The following is a 21,123-nucleotide window of genomic DNA, read 5'->3' as shown; positions in this document are numbered from 1 at the left end:
GCCGGAGCCTGCAAGGGGAAAATTCGGCCCGATGCGAAAAACCGCGGGAGGTGCCGGGCGCAAGACCCGGTGCCGTCGTCGGGCCGGCCGCCCGAACCGCCCGGCGGGGGGCGGCCCGGGCGGGCAGCGATCACTCGAACTCGATCAGCAGGTCCTTGGCGTCGATCTGCTGGCCCGGGGCGACATGGACCGCCTTGATCTTGCCGTCGCGCTCGGCGTGAAGCCCGGTTTCCATCTTCATCGCCTCGATGGTCAGGAGCAGGTCGCCCTCCTTGACCTCCTGCCCGGCCGCGACCGCGACAGTGGCCACGGCCCCCGGCATCGGCGCGCCGACATGGGCGGGGTTGCCAAGCTCGACCTTCGGGCGGCGGGCCACGCTGGCCTTGGCCTTGCGGTTCGGCACCCGGATCACCCGGGGCTGGCCGTTCAGTTCGAAGAACACCCGCGCCTCGCCATCCTCGGCGGTCTCGCCCACCGCCTGCAGCCGGATTTCCAGCGTCTTGCCGGGGTCGATCTCGGCCTCGATCTCTTCGCCCGGCTCCATCCCGTAGAAGAAGGTGCGGGTCGGCAGGGTGCGGACCGGCCCGTATTGCAGGTGCCGCGTGGCGTAATCGGTGAAGACCTTGGGATACATCAGGTACCCGTTCAGGTCCTCGTTATCGAGGGTCAGGTCTTCGAACTGGCCTTCGACCTCGGCGCGGATCCTGTCGATATCGGCCGGGGGCACATGCTTGCCGGGCCGGTCGGTAAAGGGCTTTTCGCCTTTCAGGATCTTTGCCTGGATCGCCTCGGGGAAGCCGCCCGGAGGCTGGCCCAGATTGCCGCGCATCATGTCGATGACGGAATCCGGGAAGGCCACGTCGCGGTCGGGGTCCTCGACCTCGGCGCGGGTCAGGCCCTGGCTGACCATCATCAGCGCCATGTCGCCCACCACCTTCGAGGAGGGCGTCACCTTCACGATGTCGCCGAACATCTGGTTCACATCGGCATAGGTCTCGGCGACCTCGTGCCAGCGTTCTTCCAGCCCCAGACTGCGCGCCTGGGCCTTGAGGTTGGTGAACTGGCCGCCGGGCATCTCGTGCAGATAGACCTCGGAGGCGGGCGCCGAGAGGCCCGATTCGAAGGCCGCGTATTCCTGGCGCACGGCCTCCCAGTAATCCGAGATCTCGCGCACGGCGGCCATGTCGATGCCGGTGTCGCGGGGCGTGTTGCGCAGCGCCTCGACGATCGACCCGAGGCAAGGCTGCGAGGTGCCGCCCGAGAAGGCGTCCATGGCGGCATCGACCGCATCGACGCCCGCCTCGGCTGCGGCCAGGATGGTGGCCGCGGCGATGCCCGAGGTGTCATGGGTGTGGAAATGGATCGGCAGGCCGACCTCGTCCTTTAGCGCCTTGACCAGAACCGTGGCCGAGGCGGGTTTCAGCAGACCCGCCATGTCCTTCAGCCCCAGGATATGGGCGCCAGCGGCCTTCAGCTCTTTCCCCATCGCGACGTAATAGTTCAGGTCGTACTTGGCCCGCGCCGGGTCGAGGATGTCGCCGGTATAGCAGATCGTGCCCTCGCAGACCTTGCCGGTTTCCAGCACCGCATCCATCGCGACGCGCATGTTCTCGACCCAGTTCAGGCTGTCGAAGACGCGGAAGACGTCGACGCCGGTTTCGGCGGCCTGCCTGACGAAGCCCTGCACCACATTGTCGGGATAGATCGTGTAGCCGACGCCGTTCGCGCCCCGCAGCAGCATCTGGGTCATCAGGTTCGGCATCGCCGCGCGCAGGTCGCGCAGCCGCTGCCAGGGACATTCCTGCAGGAAGCGGTAGGCCACGTCGAAGGTCGCGCCGCCCCAGCATTCGACGCTGAAAAGCTGCGGCAGGTTATGGGCATAGGCGGGCGCCACGCGGATCATGTCGATCGAGCGCATTCGCGTTGCCAGCAGCGACTGGTGCCCGTCGCGCATCGTGGTGTCGGTCACCAGCAGCTGTTTCTGCGAGGCCATCCAGTCGGCCAGCGCCTCGGGGCCGAACTGGTCGAGGATCTGGCGCGTGCCCGGGGCATAGCTTTCGCGCCGGGGGACCGGCGGGCGCAGGGCGCGGGCCTCGGCGGGCGGCTTGGCGCGGCCCGTCGTCTCGGGATGCCCGTTGACGGTGATGTCGGCGATATAGGTCAGGATGCGCGTCGCCCGGTCGCGCCGCTTCTCGAAGCTGAACAGCTCGGGCGTCTCGTCGATGAAGCGGGTCGAGTATTCGTTGTTCAGGAAAGTCGGGTGCTTCAGCAGGTTCTCGACGAAGGCGATGTTGGTCGAGACGCCCCGGATCCGGAATTCGCGCAGCGCCCGGTCCATCCGGGCGATGGCGGCCTCGGGCGTCGGCGCCCAGGCGGTGACCTTCTCCAGCAGCGAATCGTAATAGCGGGTGATGACCGCGCCGGAATAGGCGGTGCCGCCATCCAGCCGGATCCCCATGCCGGTCGCGCCGCGATAGGCGGTGATGCGGCCGTAATCGGGGATGAAGTTGTTCAGCGGGTCCTCGGTCGTGATCCGGCATTGCAGGGCATGGCCGCTGAGATCGACGTCATACTGGCTGGCGACGCCGGTCGCCTCGACCAGGCTCTTGCCCTCGGCGATCAGGATCTGGGCGCGGACGATGTCGATGCCGGTCACCTCTTCGGTGACGGTATGTTCGACCTGGACGCGGGGATTGACCTCGATGAAGTAGAAATTGCCCGTCTCCATGTCCATCAGGAACTCGACGGTGCCGGCGCATTCGTAATTCACCGCCTCGGCAATCTTCTTGCCGAGATTGCAGATGGTTTCGCGCTGGGCATGGGACAGGTAGGGGGCGGGGGCGCGCTCGACGACCTTCTGGTTGCGGCGCTGGACCGAACAGTCGCGTTCCCACAGGTGATAGATGGTGCCGTGCTGGTCGCCGAGGATCTGCACCTCGACATGGCGGGCGCGGGTGATCATCTTTTCCAGATAGCCCTCGCCATTGCCGAAGGCGGCCTCGGCCTCGCGGCGGCCCTCGCGCACCTTCTCGGCCAGCTCCTCGGGCCCCTTGATCGGGCGCATGCCGCGCCCGCCGCCGCCCCAGGAAGCCTTCAGCATCAGCGGATAGCCGATCTCGTCGGCCTGGCGGCGGATCTCGTCCATGTCATCGCCCAGGACCTCGGTCGCGGGGATCACCGGCACGCCTGCCTTGATCGCCACCTTGCGGGCGCTGGCCTTGTCGCCGAGCGCGCGCATGGTCTCGGCCTTCGGGCCGATGAAGGCGATGCCCTCGGCGGCGCAAGCCTCGACGAAAGCAGGGTTTTCCGACAGAAGCCCATAGCCCGGATGGATCGCGTCGGCGCCTGACATCTTGGCGACGCGGATGATTTCCTCGATCGACAGATAGGCCTGGACCGGGCCCAGCCCCTCGCCGATCTTGTAGGCTTCGTCGGCCTTGAACCGGTGCAGCCCCAGCTTGTCTTCCTCGGCGTAGACGGCAACGGTGCGCTTGCCCAGTTCGTTGGCGGCGCGCATCACGCGAATGGCTATCTCGCCCCGGTTGGCGACGAGGATCTTCTGGAAATCGGTCAAGGGCGGGGCCTCCATCGGGTCGGTTCGGGCTGCAACTGCGGCGCGCAGCCGATTGTTAACGGTTTAAAGCTGCGTTGCAGCGAAGCAAAGGGCCAGCGGAGGCGGGGCCGAGACCGGGCATGCCTGTCTCGCGACGGGTGCCGGTCGGCACCGGTGGCCGCAAGGCACCCGCCGGTGCCGCTGTTTCGCGGCGCGGCCCGGTCAGGACGACGAGATCGGGGTGACGGTGACGACACGCCCCTCGCGCGTGGTCTGACAGCGCCAGGTGCCGTCGCGCCCGGCCATTTTCATGTCGATCCAGAACCCGGCCGCGGTGGGGCCGGTGCCGATCTGGAAGATCCCCGCCTCGGGCTGATGGAATCGCGCCGCCATTTCTGCGGTGCAGGCGGGCGCCGAGGCCGCGGGCGCATGGGGCAGCATCTCGGGGGTGATGACCTTGGGAACGCCGGTTTGCGGCCGCTCGGGCGTGCCGCAGGCGGCCAGCGTCGCCAGCCCCAGACCTGCCAGAAGGATGCGATATCGACTCATTCGCGCTTTCACCCCCGTTTGTTCCGACTATTCGCCTTATGCGCGAAATTGCAACTGCGATGGCAAAAAACGCTTCGGAACAGGAACGGACGGGGAACGCTTCTTTAACTCGTCGCCGGGGCGCGCTAGATTGGGCGCCATGTGTCCCATCGACGATTTCGACGCCTTCGAGGCCGCCGCCCAGGTCCCCCTGTCCGTCCGTGCCATGGCGGTGCGGCCGGCGCCCTATCTGGACGGGCTGAACCCCGCCCAGCGCCAGGCGGTCGAGACGCTGGACGGCCCCGTGCTGATGCTGGCGGGGGCGGGCACCGGCAAGACCCGGGCGCTGACCGCGCGGATCGCGCATCTGCTGGTCACCGGCAAGGCCCGGCCGAACGAGATCCTGGCGGTGACCTTCACCAACAAGGCCGCGCGCGAGATGAAGGTGCGCGTCGGGCGGCTGATGGGCGAGACGGTCGAGGGCATGCCCTGGCTTGGCACCTTCCACGCGATCTGCGTCCGGCTGCTGCGCCGGCATGCCGAGCTGGTGGGGCTCAAGTCGAATTTCACCATCCTCGACAAGGATGACCAGCTTAGGCTTATCAAGCAGCTGATTGCGGCCGAGAGCGTTGATCAGAAGCGTTGGACAGATCGCTGGTTCGCGTTACACATTGAAAATTACAAGAATCGAGGCCTATCTTCCGACAAAGTCGGCCAAAGCGGCGGTCCCGAGGTGGAGCGGCTTCCTAACGCCTTTCGGGACGGAACCGGCTACAAGAGAACAGTCGGGCAAATCTATGTTCAATATCAAGAGCGGCTGAAGACCCTGAACGCGGCCGATTTCGGCGATCTGCTGCTGCATGTGGTGACGATCTTTCAGGCCCATCCCGACCTGCTGGACCAGTACCGGCGCTGGTTCCGCTATATCCTGGTCGACGAGTATCAGGATACCAACGTGGCCCAGTATCTGTGGCTGCGGCTGCTGGCGGGCGGGCACAAGAACATCTGCTGCGTCGGCGACGACGATCAGTCGATCTATGGCTGGCGCGGCGCCGAGGTCGGCAACATCCTTCGGTTCGAAAAGGATTTTCCCGGCGCTGTGGTGATCCGGCTGGAACAGAACTACCGGTCCACCCCGCATATCCTCGCCGCCGCCTCGGGGCTGATCGCGGCCAACAAGGGGCGGCTGGGCAAGACGCTCTGGACCGAGGCCGAGGGCGGCGAGAAGGTTCGGCTGATCGGCCATTGGGATGGCGAGGAAGAGGCCCGCTGGATCGGCGAAGAGGCCGAGGCGCTGCAGGGCGGCAGCCGCGGGATGCGGCCCTTCTCGCTGGATGACATGGCGATTCTGGTGCGCGCAAGCCACCAGATGCGGGCCTTCGAGGACCGCTTTCTGACCATCGGGCTGCCGTACCGCGTGATCGGCGGTCCGCGCTTCTACGAGCGGATGGAGATCCGCGATGCGATGGCCTATTTCCGCCTCGCCGTCAGCCCTGCCGACGATCTGGCTTTCGAGCGGATCGTGAACACCCCCAAGCGCGGGCTCGGCGACAAGGCGCAGCAGAAGATCCAGTCCGTGGCGCGGGCCGAGGGCGTGCCGCTGGTCGAGGCCGCGCGGCGTCTGCTCGAGGCCGGCGGGCTGGGCGGCAAGGGCGGGGCCGAGCTGCGCAAGCTGATCGAGGCCATTGGGCGCTGGCATGGCGAGGTGCGGGCCGCGGGCCCGTCGGTCGTGCTGGATGAGGCCGCGCTGATCGATGACGAGACCGTGCCGCTTGGGCGCGGCGCCGCGTCGAGCCATGTGGAACTGGCCGAGCGCATTCTGGACGAGTCGGGCTATACGGCGATGTGGCAGGCCGACAAGACGCCCGAGGCGCCGGGACGGCTGGAGAACGTAAAGGAACTGGTCAAGGCGCTGGAGGAATTCGACAACCTGCAGGGCTTCCTCGAACATGTCGCGCTGATCATGGACAAAGACAGCGAGATGGCCGGGGCTAAGATTTCGGTGATGACGCTGCATGCCGCCAAGGGGCTGGAATTTCCGGTGGTGTTCCTGCCGGGCTGGGAGGACGGGCTGCTTCCCAGCCAGCGCGCGATGGACGAGACCGGGCTGAAGGGGCTCGAGGAGGAACGGCGGCTGGCCTATGTCGGGCTGACCCGGGCCGAAGAGCTGTGCACGATTTCCTTCGCCGCCAACCGCCGGGTTTTCGGTCGTTGGCAGTCGCAGTTGCCGTCGCGCTTTATCGACGAACTGCCCGCGTCCCATGTCGACGTGCTGACGCCGCCCGGGCTTTGCGGCGGCGGCTATGGCGCGGCGGCGCCGTCCCATGGCGGGGGCTCTGGGATCGAAGAGCGCGCCTCGCGCGCGGATGTCTACAAGTCGCCGGGCTGGCAGCGGCTGCAGGCGCGCAGCGCCGCCCGGCCGGTGTCGCAGCCAAGCCAGGCCCGCCACATGGTGATCGACGCCGAGGCGGTCCCGGCCTTCGAAACCGGCACGCGGGTGTTCCACCAGAAATTCGGCTATGGCGTCGTGACCGGGATCGAGGGCGACAAGCTCGACATCGATTTCGAGAAGGCGGGGAGCAAAAAGGTCGTGGCCCGATTCGTGGTCGCCGCGGCCAGCGCCGACGACATTCCTCTCTAGGCCCATCCTTACAGGTATCGGGCCGGGGCGCGGCAGCGATCCCGCGCACCGCGCCCGAATGGCGAGCAGCGTTAACCCTTCTTTCGAAGGCGCCGGGCAACAGTCGGCCGGAGGAGGGGCGCGATGCGTATCAGCTTTCCGGTCCGGGACACAGAATTCGCGATCTCCAGCGGCGCCAATGTCGGCAGCAATGCCGGTGGCGCGGACACGTCGATTTTCGACGGCCCGCCGGGCGCGGCCTGTGGCCTGGTCGTGACCGCGCGGCCGGGCGACCCCGATCCCGGGCCGTTCGAGCCGGGCGACCGCCAGGATCTCGTCTGGCGGGGCCAGGGGGGGACAGGAGCTGTGCGATGCGGCGGTGATCCGGTCGGATGAGGCGGCCGACGGGGCCGGGCATGCGGTGGTCTTCGAGGGCATCGACCGCACCGGTGCGCCGGTTCAGGTGGTCTGGACCCCCGGCGTCGACCTGGCTGCCTGGTACCGCACCCATGCTCGGGGCGGGCATGCGCCTGCGTTTTTCGTCCATGACGCCCGGCCGGGCGGCGATCCGGGGCTGTCCGGGCTTTGTTTCCCCGGCGAGACGGCGATCGCGACCCCGCGCGTGCCGGTGCGGGCCGCGAGCCTGGTGCCGGGCATGACCGCCCAGACGGTGGATCATGGGCCGCAGATGCTGGTCTGGGTCGGGCAGCGTGCGATGCCGGGCAGCGGCCGCTCGACCCCGGTCGAGATCCCGCCCGGCGCCTTCGGCAATACGCGTCGGCTATGGTCGGCCCGGCAGGCGCGGGGCTTTATCGCGCGCCCCGGGCGCAGTCCCTGGTCGGGGTGCGCGAGGTGCTGGTGCCCGCGTGGGTGCTGGCGGTGCTGGGCGTCGGCGGCGCCGCGCTGCGCGAGGCTCCGGCTACGATCCGCACTGTCCATCTGCTGTTTGCACGGCATGAACTGGTGCGCGCCGGGGACGTGGCCTGCGGCAGTCTTTTCCTCGGCGATCTCTTCCGCCACCGCTCAGCCCGGCCGGTGCCGCCGGACCCGCTCGCGCGCGAGATTCCGGGGCTTTTCCCCGATCTCGACCTCGACGCGGGCGAGGCCGTGCAACCGCCGCCGGTCCGCCCGGTGCTGCGCAGTTGCGAGGCGCGCCCTGTTCGAGCACGGCCCGGGGGTCGGCGCCGCCGCCTGACGCGGCCGCTGACCGGCTTCCGATCACAGGACTGCTGAAAAGAGAAACGGCGACGCCAGGGAGGAGGGGCGCCGCCGTTCCGCACAACGGCAGTGTCAGGGAGGAGGAGACAAACTGCCGTATTCCGATGGAGCCGGGGCCCCGAATGAAAAGTGCGGCGACACCTGGGAGGAGGTAGGTGTCGCCGCGAGATGAGGAAACCCAGGGAGGAGGAGGGGTTTCCTATCTCTGGGCGGGGAACCTTCGGCTGTGCCGGGCAGTCCCAACCGCGCCGTTGGTCCTATAAATACGCTTTTGCTGCACCTGCACAATGGCTGGCGGCTGAATTGCTGCCATGCGGAAAATGCATAAGTCGTTCTGACGTTGTTTTGGGCGAGTTCGGGGCCGCTGGTGCAGGATCGGGCAACGGTGAAACGACTCTTGCCCTTTTGGGGTATCCGGCCAAGTAAATGGGAAGCCTCGCGTGAAACGGAGTCTCAGATGCCTCTTTCCAATGATGCCATCCTTGCCGAATTGTCCCGAATCGCTTTGCCCGGCGGGGGCGATCTGGTCTCGCGCGACCTGATCCGCGCGCTGTCGGTCGAAGGTGATACGGTGCGCTTCGTCATCGAGGCCGACTCGGCCGAGATGGCGCGCGGGATGGAGCCCGTGCGGGCCGCCGCCCAGGCCGCGATCGAGGCCATTCCCGGCGTTGGCCGGGCCTCGGTCGTGCTGACCGCCCATGACAGGGGGCAGGGCGGTGCGCCTGCGGCCCCTGCGCCCGGGCCGCGGATCGGCCGCCACCCGACGCCCGATGACGGCCCGCGCAACCCCTCGGGCGTCGACCGCATCCTGGCGGTAGCCTCGGGCAAGGGCGGGGTCGGCAAGTCGACGGTGGCCAGCAACCTGGCGGTCGCGCTGGCGCGGCAGGGGCGGCGCGTCGGTCTGCTGGATGCCGACATTTACGGCCCCTCGCTGCCGCGGATGATGGGCACGACCCGCCGGCCGGCCTCGCCCGACGGCAAGATCATCGAGCCGGTCCGGGCACATGGTGTGGCGATGATGTCGATCGGGCTGCTGCTGAAAGAGGACGAAGCGGTCGTCTGGCGCGGCCCGATGCTGATGGGCGCGCTTCAGCAATTGTTGGGCCAGGTCGACTGGGGGCGGCTCGACGTGCTGGTGGTCGACCTGCCGCCGGGCACGGGCGACATCCAGCTGACACTGTGCCAGCGGACCCGTCTGACCGGCGCGCTGGTGGTCTCGACCCCGCAGGACGTGGCGCTTCTGGACGCGCGCAAGGCGCTGGACATGTTTGCCAAGCTCGGCACGCCGGTTCTGGGGCTGATCGAGAACATGTCCACCTATATCTGCCCCAATTGCGGGCATGAGGCGCATATCTTCGGCCATGGCGGCGTCGAGGCCGAGGCCCGCAAGCTGGGCCTGCCCTTCCTTGGCGCGCTGCCGCTGGCGCTGGAGGTGCGGCAGGCGGGCGATGCCGGGCATCCGGTCGCGCTGGACGACGGCCCGATGGCCGACGCCTATGCGCGGATCGCCGCCCGTCTGATCGGCGGCGGCATGGCCTGATATCGCGGCCCGCGCGGGACCGGACGCCTCCTGGCCGGGATCGGGCCGGGTCTTACGGGAATTCATGGCCCCGCACGGAACCAGCCTCTCGCCCGCGTGATTCGGTGCGATTTTCCGGGAAGTTTCGCGGGGTGGGGCCGGGAATGGCCCGGTCAGCCGGGTGGGGCGCATTTTTCGCAACCATGGCGCGAAGAAATTTTTCAAACTTCGCGCAAACGTCGCAGAATGGCCGTTAACCACGACATCTAGCGGATTGAGGCCCGGCACTCGCAATTGGCGGTGTTCCGGCTGCTCCGAGCGCTTTTCGGGCAAGGCGTATTTCCGCCTTTGGAGGGGGCCGGGTCCACCATATTCCCGCCAAAGTCAGTTGATCTCCATGAAATCCCATGGCATAACGATCACACAAAGGCGATGGCGGTCGGACGGATCAAGGGGCGGATACAGCCTCCCAACGACAAGAAAGCAGTTTCATACAGGCACCCGCCATTGCCTCCATACGAGATCCGGCGCGCGGGCGAGCAGACATCCCCCAGGTGGCACGCGCAGCCGGGCACCCCGGAACGGGACGAGGGCGGCGGATTGGGCGGTGGCAGCAGCCCAATCCGCCGTTTTCGTTGAAACGGCCGCGCGGCGGTCGCGGACGGCGAGGCAAGGGAGCGTCGGACAGGTGGCGCGCAGGTTCAGAGGCGAAAGCCAGCACAAGGTGGATGCGAAGGGCAGGGTGTCGATCCCGGCCCTCTTTCGCCGTGTGCTCGAGGCCTGCGACCCGGACTGGACCGAGGGGCTCCGCCCGCAACTGGTCATCGTCTATGGCGATCACCGCCGCAAATATCTGGAATGCTACACCATCGAGGCCATCGACGAGGTCGATGACAAGATCGCGGCGCTGCCGCGCGGGTCGATGCAGCGGCGGATGCTGGAACGGATGTTCCATGGCCAGTCGCACCCGACCGAGGTCGACAATGACGGCCGTCTGACCCTGCCGCAGAAGCTGCGCGACAAGATCGGGCTGGAAGGCGAGGCCTTCTTCATCGCCTCGGGCGACACCTTCCAGATCTGGAAGCCCGAGACCTACGAGTCCGAGGAACTGGCCAAGACCGAGGCCTGGCTGGACGACCTGCCCGAGGATGTCGATCCGCTGAGCTTCCTCGACGGTGCCGGGGCGGTGGCCGGTCCGGCCGGGGATGGCTGAGGCCATGGCCGCCGCGGACCGCTCCGTTCCCGCCGATCCGCCGCATATCCCGGTCCTGCTGCGCCCCCTGCTCGAGGCGGTGTCGCCGGTCACGGGGCTCTGGCTGGACGGCACCTTCGGCGCGGGCGGCTACAGCCGCGGGCTGCTGGATGCGGGCGCGGACCGGGTGATCGGGGTCGACCGCGACCCCAGTGTCGCCGATCTGGCCGCGCCCTGGGCCGGGGCCTGGGGAGACCGGCTGCGTCTGGTCGAGGGCGTCTTTTCGGACCTTGACCGTCATGCCGAGGCGCCGCTTGACGGGGTGGTGCTGGATCTGGGCGTGTCCTCGATGCAGCTCGATCAGGCCGAACGCGGGTTCTCCTTTGCCAAGGACGGACCGCTCGACATGCGGATGGGGGCCGAGGGGATGTCGGCCGCCGATCTGGTCGCCACCGCCTCCGAGGCCGCGCTGGCCGATATTCTGTTTCATTACGGCGAGGAACGCGCCTCGCGCCGGATCGCGCGCGCCATCGTCAAGGCCCGCACGGTCGCACCCATCGTGACCACGGCGCAACTGGCCGAGGTCGTGGCCCGCTGCCTGCCGCCGCAGCGCCCGGGCCAGAGCCACCCTGCGACCCGCAGTTTCCAGGCGATCCGCATCGCGGTGAATGACGAGCTGGGCGAGCTGGTGGCCGGGCTCGAAGCGGCCGAGCGCGCGCTCAACCCCGGCGGCAAGCTGGCGGTCGTCACCTTCCATTCGCTGGAGGACCGGATCGTCAAGCGCTTCCTGCAGGTCCGGTCGGGTCAGGCCGCGGGCGGCAGCCGCTACGCGCCCGAGGCGAAGCCCGAGCCCGCGCGGTTCGATCTGCTCACCCGCCGCGCGGTGGCCCCCGATCCGGCCGAGCTGGACGCCAACCCGCGCGCGCGATCCGCCAAGCTGAGGGTCGGGGTCCGCACCGACGCCCCGGCGGGGCCGGTCGACCGCGGTCTGCTGGGGCTGCCGAAGATCATGGAGGACTAGATGCGCAGCTTCGTCTATGTGCTGACGGCCCTGGCGGTGATGGCGCTGGCCTTCTGGGCCTATCGCGAGAATTACCGCACCCAGGCCGCGCTCGACAATGTCGAGCGGCTGAACCGCGCGATCGGATCGCTGCGCGAGCAGCTGGCGATGCAGAATGCCGAATGGGCCTATCTGAACCGGCCCGAGCGGCTGCGCGAGCTGGCGGCGCTGAACTATGACCGGCTGGCGCTTGGGCCCCTCGCGCCCGAGCAGTTCGGCCAGATCGACCAGGTCTCCTACCCCGAAATGGTGTTGCCCGACATCGTCCTGCCCGACGAGCTGTTCAAGTCGATCCTGGCCGAGGCCGACCAGCCGGCCCAGAGCGCCAGCCCGACCGTGCCGGTCGAGGAGGCGGCCTCTGCTTCGGCCGTGCCCGAGGCGCTTGAGGAGGCGCTTGAGGCCCAGGACGAGGAGGCCGAGCAATGATCCGCACGCCGCTGCGCCCGCTGGCCCGCATTCTCGAGGCCCGCGCCCGGGGCGAGAATCCCGACGCCATCGAGCGCGAGAACAAGCGCTTGCGCCACGAGACGATGCGCGATCAGGCCCGGGTCCGGGCCGAGGGGCGGCTTCTGGTGCTGGGCGTGGTGTTCTTCGCGGCTTTCGCCGTCGTCGGGGTGCGGATGGGGCTTCTGGCGGGGTCGGACCCGTCCGAGCCGCGTGCCATCGCCCCGGGCGCCTCGATCGTGGCGCAGCGGGCCGATATCGTCGACCGGAACGGCAACATTCTTGCAACCAACCTTGCCACCCATTCGCTTTACGCCCAGCCGCCGCTGATGATCGACCCTAAGGCGGTGGCGCGGGAACTGGCCCGGATCTTCCCCGATCTCGACGAGGCGCGGATGGTCAAGGACTTCACCGGCAGCCGCAAGTTCGTCTGGATCAAGAAGAAGATCAGCCCCGAACAGATGCAGCAGGTGCACGATATCGGCGATCCCGGGCTCAGCTTCGGTCCGCGCGAGATGCGGCTTTACCCCAACGGGGCGCTGGCCGCGCATATCCTCGGGGGCGCCGGGTTCGGGCGCGAGGGCGTGCAGTCGGCCGAGGTGATCGGCGTCGCCGGGGTCGAGAAATACTTCGACGACTACCTGCGCGACCCGGCCAATGGCGGTCAGCCGCTTCGGTTGTCGCTGGATCTGACGGTGCAGGCCGCGGTCGAGCGGGTGCTGGCGGGCGGCATGAAGCTGATGGATGCCAAGGGCGCGGCCGCCGTGCTGATGGATGTGCATACGGGCGAGATCCTGTCGATGGTCTCGCTGCCCGATTTCGACCCGAACGAGCGGCCCCGCCAGCAGGTGACGGGCGATCCTTCGGACAGTCCGCTTTTCAACCGGGCGGTGCAGGGGCTTTACGAGCTGGGCTCGACCTTCAAGACTTTCACCCTGTCGCAGGCGCTGGACGAGGGCATCGTCAACCCCAACACCATGATCGACACCAAGGGGCCGCTGGTCTGGGGACGTTACCGCATCCGCGATCTGCACAATTACGGGTCCAGCCTGTCGGTGACCACGGTGCTGGTCAAAAGCTCGAACGTGGGCACCGCGCGGATCGCCCAGCGGATCGGCGGGGTCCGGCAGAAGGAATTCCTTGGCAAGCTCGGCCTTCTGGAGCCGACGCCGGTCGAACTGGTCGAGGCGGCGGGCGCCAAGCCGCTTTTCCCGGCGAAATGGAGCGAGATCTCGACCATGACGATTTCCTACGGGCACGGTCTGTCGGCCAGCCCGCTGCATCTGGCGGCGGGCTATGCGACGCTGGCCAATGGCGGCCAGCGGGTGCGGCCGACGCTGCTGGCGGGGGGCGGGACGCTGGGCGACCGGGTCGTGTCGGAAGAGACCTCGCGCCAGATCCGCTCGATGCTGCGCGAGGTGGTGGTGCATGGCACCGCGACCTTCGGCGACGTGCCAGGCTACCGGGTCGGCGGCAAGACCGGCACCGCCGACAAGCCCAAGCCCACCGGCGGCTATTACGAGAAGAAGGTGATCGCGACCTTCGCCAGCATGTTCCCGGCCGAGGCGCCGCAATACGTGCTGATCGTCACCCTCGACGAGCCGCAGGACACCACCGGCCCGCAGCCGCGCCGCACCGCGGGCTGGACCGCCGTGCCGGTCGGCGCCGAGATCATCCGCCGCGCCGCGCCGCTTCTGGGGCTCCGGCCGGAGATTGAACAGGCGCAGGGCTTCGGGGTAACACTGACCGCGAACTGAAGGCGCGGGGATCATGACAATCCGGACTGAAACGACGCTCGCCGACCTGGGGCTGACGGCCCAGGGCGGGCGAGAGGCGCATATCACGGGGCTGTCGGTCGACAGCCGCCACACGAAACCGGGCCATCTTTTCGCGGCGATGCCGGGGACGCGGGCGCATGGCGCCGAATTCGTGTCCTTCGCGCTGCGGATGGGGGCTGTGGCGGTGCTGACCGACCGCGCGGGTGCACGCATTGCGGCCGAGGCGCTGGCGGGCAGCGAGGCCGCGCTGGTGGTGGCCGAGGACCCGCGCCAGGCGCTGGCCTGCGCGGCGGCGCTGTTTTACGGCGCCCAGCCCGCGACCATGGTGGCGGTCACCGGCACCGCGGGAAAGACCTCGGTCGCGAGCTTTACCCGTCAGATCTGGACCGGGCTTGGTCGCGCGGCCTGCAATCTGGGGACGATGGGGGTGCAGGGCGCCTATGAGGCGCCACTGTCGCATACCACGCCCGAACCCATCACCCTGCACCGGCTGCTGGCCGAGATGGCGCGCGCGGGCGTGACCCATGCGGCGATGGAGGCCTCGAGCCACGGGCTTGAACAGCGGCGGCTGGACGGGGTGGCGCTGAAGGCGGCGGCCTTCACCAATTTCAGCCAGGATCACCTCGATTACCACGCGGGGTTCGAGGAATATTTCGCGGCCAAGGCGGGGCTGTTCGACCGGGTGCTGCCCGAGGACGGGACCGCGGTGATCAATATCGACGATCCGCGCGGTGCGCAGATGCTGGGCCATGCCCGGGCGCGCGGCCAGACCATCCTGACCGTTGGCCGCGCCGAAGAGGCGGATCTGCGCATCCTGGCGCAGCGTTACGACGCCACAGGCCAGGATCTGCGCTTTGCCTGGGAGGGCCGCCCGCAGCAGATCCGGCTCGACCTGATCGGGGGGTTCCAGGCCGAGAACGTGCTGGCCGCGGCCGGGCTTGTCATCGCGGCGGGTGAGGCACCCGGGCGGGTCTTCGCGACCCTGCCCGAGCTGGTGACCGTGCGGGGGCGGATGGAGCTGGCGGCGACCCGTGCGAACGGGGCCACCGTCTTTGTGGACTATTCGCACAAGCCGGGCGCTCTGGCCGCCGCCATCGCCTCGCTGAGGCCCCATGTGATGGGCCGGATCGTGGTCGTTTTCGGCGCGGGCGGGGATCGTGACCGGGGCAAGCGGCCGCTGATGGGGCAGGTCGCCTGCGAACAGGCGGATGTTGTGATAGTGACAGACGACAACCCGAGATCCGAAGAACCCAAGGGTATCCGTGCAGAAATACTGCAAGGCTGCGCCGAGGCGATCGAGGTCGGAGACCGCGCCGAGGCGATCCTGCGCGGCGTCGATGCGCTGGAGCCGGGCGATGCCCTGCTGATCGCGGGCAAGGGCCACGAGACCGGCCAGATCGTCGGCGACGCGGTCTATCCCTTCGACGATGCCGAACAGGCCAGCGTGGCCGTCGCGGCGCTTGACGGGCGGCTTTCGTGACCGCGCTCTGGACGTCGGCCGAGGCGGCCGAGGCGACCGGCGGGCGCGTCACCCGGGACTGGTCGGTCACCGGCGTCAGCATCGACACCCGCAGCCTGAAGCCGGGCGATCTGTTCGTTGCGCTGAAGGATCAGCGCGACGGCCACGATTTCGTCGCCGATGCGCTGGCGCGAGGCGCGGGGGCTGCGCTGGTGTCGCGGCTGCCCGAGGGCGTGGACGAGACCGCGCCGCTGCTGATCGTACCCGATGTGCTGGCGGCGCTGGGCGCGCTGGGGCGGGCCGGACGGGCGCGCAGCGACGCCCGGGTCGTTGCTGTCACCGGGTCGGTCGGCAAGACCTCGACCAAGGAGATGCTGCGCGCCGTGCTGGCCGGGCAGGGGCGGGTCCATGCCGCCGAGGCGAGCTTCAACAACCATTGGGGCGTGCCGCTGACGCTGGCGCGGATGCCGCGCGACGCCCAGTTCGCCGTGCTCGAGATCGGCATGAACCATCCCGGCGAGATCGCGCCGCTGGCGCGGCTGGCGCGGCCGCATGTGGCGCTGATCACCACCATCGCGCCCGCGCATCTGGAGGCCTTCGACGGGCTTGCGGGCATCGCCGCCGAGAAGGCCGCGATCTTCGAGGGGGTGGAGCCGGGCGGTATCGCGATCTATCCGGGCGATCTGGACACCAGCCCGGTGCTGGCGGCGGGCGCCGCCGCCCATGCCGCGGCCGAGACCCGTTTCGGCGCCGCCGAGGGCTGCGAGTTCCGCCTGATGCGGGCCGATCTGCATGCCCACTCGACGGTCGTGCAGGCCGAGGCGCGCGGGCACGAGATTCTGTTCAAGATCCACGCCGCCGGGCGTCATTTCGCGACCAATGCGCTGGGTGTGCTGGCGGTGACCGAGGCGCTGGGCATCGATCTTGTGGTCGCGGCCTGCGATCTGGGCCAGTGGCGCCCGCCCGGCGGGCGCGGCGCGCGGCTGAGGATCCCGCTCGACCCGGTCGAGGAGAGCCTGTCGGTCGAGGTCATCGACGACGCCTTCAACGCCAACCCGGCCTCGATGGCCGCTGCGCTCGAGGTGCTGGCCGCCACCCGGCCGACCGACGGGCTTGGGCGGGTGGCGCGCGGGCGGCGGATCGCGATCCTGGGCGACATGCTGGAGCTTGGCCCCGAGGAACAGACGATGCATGCGGGCCTGGCCGATCTGGCCGCGATGGCGCGCGTCGATCTGGTGCATTGCGTCGGGCCGCGGATGCGCGCCCTTTATTTTGCCCTGCCGCTCTCGCAGAGAGGGCAGTGGTTCGACGAAGCCGATCCCCTGGCCGCCAAGGTCCATTCGCTGGTCGATGCCGGCGATGTGGTGCTGGTCAAGGGATCGAAAGGCAGCCGCGTGTCGGTCGTGGTCGACGCGCTGAAAAGGCTGGGGCAAGGCGGCTCCGGCTCCGACGAGGATCTTTCGTAATGCTCTACTGGCTTGCCGACCTGTCCGATGGCGGTGGCGTCTTCAACCTGTTCCGCTACATCACCTTCCGGGCAGGATGCGCGTTCTTCACCGCGCTCGTCTTCGGCTTCCTGTTCGGGCGGCCGCTGATCAACCTGCTGCGCAAGCGGCAGAAAAACGGCCAGCCGATCCGGGCGGACGGCCCCGAAAGCCATATCACCTCGAAGGCGGGCACCCCCACCATGGGCGGTGTGCTGATCCTGGGCGGGCTGATCGTGTCGACGCTGCTGTGGGGGCGGCTCGACAATGCCTATGTCTGGCTTTTGCTGTTCGTGACGCTGTCCTTCGGCGCCATCGGCTTTGCCGACGACTATGCCAAGGTGTCGAAGAACAACACCAAGGGCGTGCCCGGGCGGGTGCGCTTCGGGCTGGGGCTGCTGATCGCGGCCATTGCCGGATATTGGGCGGCCTGGGCGCATCCGGCGGATCTGAGCTACAACCTGGCGATGCCGGTCTTCAAGGACACGCTGATCCATATGGGGGTGCTGTTCATCCCCTTCGCGATGCTGGTGATCGTGGGCTCGGCCAACGCGGTGAACTTGACCGACGGGCTGGACGGGCTGGCGATCATGCCGGTGATGATCGCGGCCGGCGCGCTGGGCGTGATCGCCTATGCGGTCGGCCGAGTCGACTTTACCGAGTATCTCGATGTGCATTACGTGCCGGGCACCGGCGAGATCTTGGTTTTCACCGCAGGGTTGATCGGCGCGGGGCTTGGGTTCCTGTGGTATAACGCCCCACCCGCCGCCGTCTTCATGGGCGATACCGGGTCGCTGGCGCTGGGCGGCGCTCTGGGCGCCATTGCCGTCGCGACCAAGCACGAGATCGTTTTGGCCATAGTTGGCGGGCTTTTCGTGGTCGAGGCGATGTCCGTCATCATCCAGGTGGCCTACTTCAAGGCGACCGGGAAACGTGTGTTTCTGATGGCACCCATCCACCACCACTTCGAGAAGAAGGGCTGGGCCGAGCCCCAGATCGTGATACGATTCTGGATCATCAGCCTGATCCTTGCGCTGATCGGTCTGGCGACCCTCAAGGTCCGGTGAGTGGTCGGGCGGGGGTCCGAGGAGAAGAGATATGCAGATGAACCCGGTCGAAAACACCTACAACTATCTTGCGCCGGCCGCGCGGCTCGGCACCCCGTCCCTGCACGCGGTCACGCCCGACGTGAAGCTCAGGTCCTGGAACGGCGTTCCGCCCTATGCGGTCTGGGCAGGCATTGGCTACCTGCTGGTCCTGGCGGTGATCTTCTCCGACCAGATCGTGCCCTATTGCGAGGCGAATTTCGCCCAGCCGCAGAACTGCGCACCGATCTTCGGCAAGATCATCCCGATCTTCGTGGCGGGCATCATCCTGGCCCCGGCGCTTGCGGGCGCGGTGCAGCGGATGGGCGGCAACAAGGCCACCGGTCTGGCCTTTTCCTTCGCCGTGGCGGTCGTGCCGCCGGTGATGCTGGGCTGGTCCTACCTGCTGGGCTGAGTTTTCCGGTCCCGGTCCGGGGGTCGGCCCCGGAGGTGCGTTGCGACGCGTGATCCCTGGCGCCCGCCTCCTGACCGGAGCGGGCGCCTGTCCGTTCCGCCATCCCGTGTTCGGGGCCGTCGCCCGGCCCGCCGCCGCTTGCGCCCGGCTGTGCCCGGGGGCATCGTCGCGCCGCTGACAGCGAAAGGACAGGGCATGATTCCGGTGCGTGGGGTAGAGGGCCAGAGGCTGGCCGTGCTGGGGCTGGGCCGCTCGGGCCTGTCGGCCGCGCGGGCACTGCGCGCGGGCGGCGCCGAGGTCCTGGCCTGGGACGATAACGAGACGGCCCGCGCCGCCGCCGAGGCCGAGGGCTTCCAGCCCGTCGATCTGACCCGCGCGGGCGCCTTCGAGGACGTGGCCGCGCTGATCGTGAGCCCCGGCATCCCGCATCTCTATCCCGCTCCGAACCGCGTGATCGCGGCCGCATGGGCGGCGGGCGTGCCGGTCGACAACGATATCGGGCTGTTCTTCCGGTCCTTCGCGACGCCCGACTGGGACCGGCTCGAGGCGACCCCCAAGGTGATCGCGGTGACCGGTTCGAACGGCAAGTCGACCACCTCGGCGCTGATCCATCACGTGCTGGAAAGCGCGGGCCGGCCCAGCCAGCTGGCCGGGAATATCGGCCGGGGCGTGCTGGATATCGACCCGCCGGGAGAGGGCGCGGCGGTGGTGCTGGAGCTTTCGTCCTACCAGACCGATCTTGCCCGGGCGCTGACGCCCGACATCGCGGTCTTCACCAATCTCTCGCCCGACCATCTGGACCGGCATGGCGGCCGGGGCGGCTATTTCGCGGCCAAGCGCAGGCTCTTTGCCGAGGGCGGGCCGGACCGCGCCATCATCGGCGTGGACGAGCCCGAAGGGATGTTCCTGGCCAACCAGCTGGCCGAGGGCGCGGCGGATGACCGGGTGATCCGGATCTCGTCCGGGCAGAAGCTGTCGGGGCCGGGCTGGCTGGTCTTTGCCCGCAAGGGCTTCCTGACCGAATGGCGCAAGGGGCGGCAGGTGGCCAGCATCGACCTGCGCGCCATCGCCGGACTGCCCGGGGCGCATAACCACCAGAATGCCTGTGCGGCCTATGCCGCGGCGCGCTGTCTGGGGATCGGGCCGAAACAGATCGAGGAGGCGCTGGGCAGCTTCGCGGGGCTGCCCCATCGCAGCCAGCTGGTGGCCGAGGCGGAGGGCGTGCGCTTCGTCAATGACAGCAAAGCCACCAATGCGGCGAGCGCCGCGATGGCGCTGGCGGCCTTCCCCGAGATCCGCTGGATCTGCGGCGGGCTGGAAAAGGAGGGCGGTCTGGGGCCGCTTCTGCCCTATCTCGGCCATGTCGCGAAGGCCTATGTGATCGGCCGCGAGGCGGCGGGTTTCGCGCTGCACCTCAAGGACATCCCGCATGAGGTCTGCACCACGATGGAAGCCGCTGTCGCCCGCGCCGCCGACGAGGCCAAGCCCGGTGAGGTCGTGCTGCTGGCTCCCGCCGCGGCCAGCTTCGATCAGTATGACAGCTTCGAGCGCCGCGGCGAGGATTTCATCGCCCGGGTGCGGGCGCGGATCGGCGGCTGAGGCGCCTTACAGCCCCAGCGCGTCCGAGGTGTCGCGCAGCATCCGCGCACTGGCCGTCAGCGCCGCGATCTCGTCGGCGTCGAGCGTCGGCATCAGGGTCGAGCGGATGCCCTGCGCGCCGACCACGCGCGGCAGCGACAGCGCCACGTTCTGCACCCCCGCGAGTTCGGGCGTGACCAGCGACAGCGACATCACCGCGCCCTCGTCGCGGCCGATGGCCTGCACGATGCGGGCCAGCCCCGCGCCGATGCCGTAATTTGTGGCGCCCTTGCCCTCGATGATCCGGTAGGCCGCGCGCCGCACCCCGTCGTCGATCCGGGCGCGCACATCGGCGGTGATGGCGCAGCCAAGCTGGGCCGCGACCGAGGCCAGAGGTTCGGACCCCACCCGCGCGCCCGACCAGCCCAGCACCTCGCTGTCGCCATGTTCGCCCAGCACATAGCCGTGGATCGATTGCGGCGCGAGCCCGAGGTGATGCGCGACGAGGCTGCGGAACCGCGCGGTGTCGAGGATCGTGCCCGACCCGAAGACCCGTCCCGGGGCAAGCCCGGCAAGCTTCGCCGTCACATGGGTCATCACATCGACCGGATTGGTCGCGACCAGCAGGATCGGATCGACGGCCGCCCGCAGCACCGCCTTGATCACGTCCTCGAAGACCGCGGCGTTGCGTTCGAGCAGCGCGAGCCGGCTTTCCCCGGGCTTCTGCCCGACGCCCGCCGCCAGGATCACCACATCGGCCCCGGCCAGCGCCTCGTAGCCGCCCGCCTCGACCGCGACCGCCGAGGCGAAGGGCACCGCATGGGCGATGTCCTGGGCCTGGGCCAGCGCCAGCGCCTCGCTGCGGTCGACCAGCACGATCCGGCTGGCGGCCCCGGTCAGCGCCAGCGCATAGCCCGCCGCCGACCCCACCATGCCCGCACCCACGATCCCAACCTTCATCGGCCTCTCCTTTCTGACAGCGATACAACCGGGCGTGGTCTGACTGCCAGCGGCCCCGGGCGTAACGGAAACTTAAACAAACCTCGGTTCTTCTTGGCAAAAATACCCGATTCTCCGGCCGGTCCCGTGCGCTTCGGATCACGCTTTCGTGTCGGGGCAAAAAAACCGGAACGCGTCTCAGATTTCCTCTTGCGTCGACTCAGGTCCGGCCCTATTTGGCCGATTTACAG

At 68.7% G+C, this 21,123-nt stretch carries 15 protein-coding genes and 2 pseudogenes; 14 read left to right on the top strand and 3 right to left on the bottom strand.

Annotated elements, in window-relative coordinates; all coding sequences use genetic code 11:
* Nucleotides 1-130: 130 nt before the first annotated feature.
* Nucleotides 131-3,574: a pyruvate carboxylase gene (locus EV657_RS12690; RefSeq protein ID WP_134078133.1), complete on the bottom strand. Its 3,444-nt coding sequence runs from the start codon at nucleotides 3,572-3,574 to the stop codon at nucleotides 131-133.
* A 201-nt stretch (nucleotides 3,575-3,775) separates the two neighbouring features.
* The gene (locus tag EV657_RS12685; protein ID WP_075785269.1) at nucleotides 3,776-4,102 is read right to left on the bottom strand and encodes a hypothetical protein; all 327 of its coding nucleotides are present in this window, start codon (nucleotides 4,100-4,102) and stop codon (nucleotides 3,776-3,778) included.
* A 139-nt stretch (nucleotides 4,103-4,241) separates the two neighbouring features.
* On the opposite strand from EV657_RS12685, the gene EV657_RS12680 reads away from it, so the two are divergent.
* The 14 genes and pseudogenes from EV657_RS12680 to murD all read left to right on the top strand — a co-directional run bounded on the left by EV657_RS12680 (nucleotide 4,242) and on the right by murD (nucleotide 19,954).
* Nucleotides 4,242-6,722 carry an ATP-dependent helicase gene (locus tag EV657_RS12680; RefSeq protein ID WP_134078131.1) on the top strand — a complete coding sequence of 827 codons (2,481 nt, stop codon included), beginning with the start codon at nucleotides 4,242-4,244 and terminating at the stop codon, nucleotides 6,720-6,722.
* A 123-nt stretch (nucleotides 6,723-6,845) separates the two neighbouring features.
* A complete protein-coding gene (locus tag EV657_RS12675; RefSeq protein ID WP_134078129.1) occupies nucleotides 6,846-7,097 on the top strand; it encodes a hypothetical protein in 252 nt (83 codons plus the stop codon).
* A pseudogene (locus tag EV657_RS22735) lies at nucleotides 7,081-7,455 on the top strand (Hint domain-containing protein); the annotation flags it as partial. The gene EV657_RS12675 and the pseudogene EV657_RS22735, both read left to right, overlap by 17 nt.
* Nucleotides 7,456-7,484: 29 nt before the next feature.
* On the top strand, nucleotides 7,485-7,934 hold the full coding sequence (locus tag EV657_RS22220) for a Hint domain-containing protein (RefSeq protein WP_243837589.1): 450 nt from the start codon (nucleotides 7,485-7,487) through the stop codon (nucleotides 7,932-7,934).
* Between the two features lie 442 nt (nucleotides 7,935-8,376).
* Nucleotides 8,377-9,459 carry an Mrp/NBP35 family ATP-binding protein gene (locus tag EV657_RS12665; RefSeq protein WP_134078128.1) on the top strand — a complete coding sequence of 361 codons (1,083 nt, stop codon included), beginning with the start codon at nucleotides 8,377-8,379 and terminating at the stop codon, nucleotides 9,457-9,459.
* Nucleotides 9,460-10,126: 667 nt separating this feature from the next.
* On the top strand, nucleotides 10,127-10,651 hold the full coding sequence (mraZ, locus tag EV657_RS12660) for a division/cell wall cluster transcriptional repressor MraZ (RefSeq protein ID WP_134078126.1): 525 nt from the start codon (nucleotides 10,127-10,129) through the stop codon (nucleotides 10,649-10,651).
* A gap of 4 nt (nucleotides 10,652-10,655) precedes the next feature.
* Entirely contained in the window at nucleotides 10,656-11,651 is a 996-nt protein-coding gene (gene rsmH / locus EV657_RS12655; protein WP_113670295.1) for a 16S rRNA (cytosine(1402)-N(4))-methyltransferase RsmH, read from the top strand.
* A pseudogene (gene ftsL, locus EV657_RS12650) lies at nucleotides 11,652-11,933 on the top strand (cell division protein FtsL); the annotation flags it as partial.
* A gap of 179 nt (nucleotides 11,934-12,112) precedes the next feature.
* On the top strand, nucleotides 12,113-13,891 hold the full coding sequence (locus EV657_RS12645; RefSeq protein WP_134078124.1) for a peptidoglycan D,D-transpeptidase FtsI family protein: 1,779 nt from the start codon (nucleotides 12,113-12,115) through the stop codon (nucleotides 13,889-13,891).
* Nucleotides 13,892-13,904: 13 nt separating this feature from the next.
* A complete protein-coding gene (locus tag EV657_RS12640) occupies nucleotides 13,905-15,392 on the top strand; it encodes a UDP-N-acetylmuramoyl-L-alanyl-D-glutamate--2,6-diaminopimelate ligase (RefSeq protein ID WP_134078122.1) in 1,488 nt (495 codons plus the stop codon).
* The gene (locus EV657_RS12635; RefSeq protein ID WP_134078121.1) at nucleotides 15,389-16,837 is read left to right on the top strand and encodes a UDP-N-acetylmuramoyl-tripeptide--D-alanyl-D-alanine ligase; all 1,449 of its coding nucleotides are present in this window, start codon (nucleotides 15,389-15,391) and stop codon (nucleotides 16,835-16,837) included. Before EV657_RS12640 ends, EV657_RS12635 begins: the two co-directional genes overlap by 4 nt.
* A complete protein-coding gene (gene mraY / locus EV657_RS12630) occupies nucleotides 16,837-17,922 on the top strand; it encodes a phospho-N-acetylmuramoyl-pentapeptide-transferase (RefSeq protein ID WP_134078119.1) in 1,086 nt (361 codons plus the stop codon). Before EV657_RS12635 ends, mraY begins: the two co-directional genes overlap by 1 nt.
* Nucleotides 17,923-17,953: 31 nt before the next feature.
* Nucleotides 17,954-18,355 carry a hypothetical protein gene (locus tag EV657_RS12625; RefSeq protein ID WP_075785280.1) on the top strand — a complete coding sequence of 134 codons (402 nt, stop codon included), beginning with the start codon at nucleotides 17,954-17,956 and terminating at the stop codon, nucleotides 18,353-18,355.
* 195 nt (nucleotides 18,356-18,550) lie between these two features.
* A complete protein-coding gene (gene murD / locus EV657_RS12620; protein ID WP_134078117.1) occupies nucleotides 18,551-19,954 on the top strand; it encodes a UDP-N-acetylmuramoyl-L-alanine--D-glutamate ligase in 1,404 nt (467 codons plus the stop codon).
* 6 nt (nucleotides 19,955-19,960) lie between these two features.
* On the opposite strand, the gene EV657_RS12615 is transcribed toward murD, so the two are convergent.
* A complete protein-coding gene (locus EV657_RS12615; protein ID WP_134078116.1) occupies nucleotides 19,961-20,893 on the bottom strand; it encodes an L-lactate dehydrogenase in 933 nt (310 codons plus the stop codon).
* Nucleotides 20,894-21,123 lie beyond the last annotated feature (230 nt).

The sequence above is a fragment of the Rhodovulum visakhapatnamense genome, from assembly GCF_004365965.1.
Taxonomy (GTDB): Bacteria; Pseudomonadota; Alphaproteobacteria; order Rhodobacterales; family Rhodobacteraceae; genus Rhodovulum; species Rhodovulum visakhapatnamense.
Note: the sequence above shows the minus strand (reverse complement) of the source record. Positions and strands in the feature narration are given on the sequence as shown.

Excerpts from the sequence above, each read along its gene's own strand:
- EV657_RS12685 (WP_075785269.1), bottom strand. The coding sequence starts at position 4,102 with ATGAGTCGATATCGCATCCTTCTGGCAGGTCTGGGGCTGGCGACGCTG.
- EV657_RS12680 (WP_134078131.1), top strand. The coding sequence starts at position 4,242 with ATGTGTCCCATCGACGATTTCGACGCCTTCGAGGCCGCCGCCCAGGTC.
- EV657_RS12675 (WP_134078129.1), top strand. The coding sequence starts at position 6,846 with ATGCGTATCAGCTTTCCGGTCCGGGACACAGAATTCGCGATCTCCAGC.
- EV657_RS22220 (WP_243837589.1), top strand. The coding sequence starts at position 7,485 with ATGGTCGGCCCGGCAGGCGCGGGGCTTTATCGCGCGCCCCGGGCGCAG.
- EV657_RS12665 (WP_134078128.1), top strand. The coding sequence starts at position 8,377 with ATGCCTCTTTCCAATGATGCCATCCTTGCCGAATTGTCCCGAATCGCT.
- rsmH (WP_113670295.1), top strand. The coding sequence starts at position 10,656 with ATGGCCGCCGCGGACCGCTCCGTTCCCGCCGATCCGCCGCATATCCCG.
- EV657_RS12645 (WP_134078124.1), top strand. The coding sequence starts at position 12,113 with ATGATCCGCACGCCGCTGCGCCCGCTGGCCCGCATTCTCGAGGCCCGC.
- EV657_RS12640 (WP_134078122.1), top strand. The coding sequence starts at position 13,905 with ATGACAATCCGGACTGAAACGACGCTCGCCGACCTGGGGCTGACGGCC.
- mraY (WP_134078119.1), top strand. The coding sequence starts at position 16,837 with ATGCTCTACTGGCTTGCCGACCTGTCCGATGGCGGTGGCGTCTTCAAC.
- EV657_RS12625 (WP_075785280.1), top strand. The coding sequence starts at position 17,954 with ATGCAGATGAACCCGGTCGAAAACACCTACAACTATCTTGCGCCGGCC.
- murD (WP_134078117.1), top strand. The coding sequence starts at position 18,551 with ATGATTCCGGTGCGTGGGGTAGAGGGCCAGAGGCTGGCCGTGCTGGGG.
- EV657_RS12615 (WP_134078116.1), bottom strand. The coding sequence starts at position 20,893 with ATGAAGGTTGGGATCGTGGGTGCGGGCATGGTGGGGTCGGCGGCGGGC.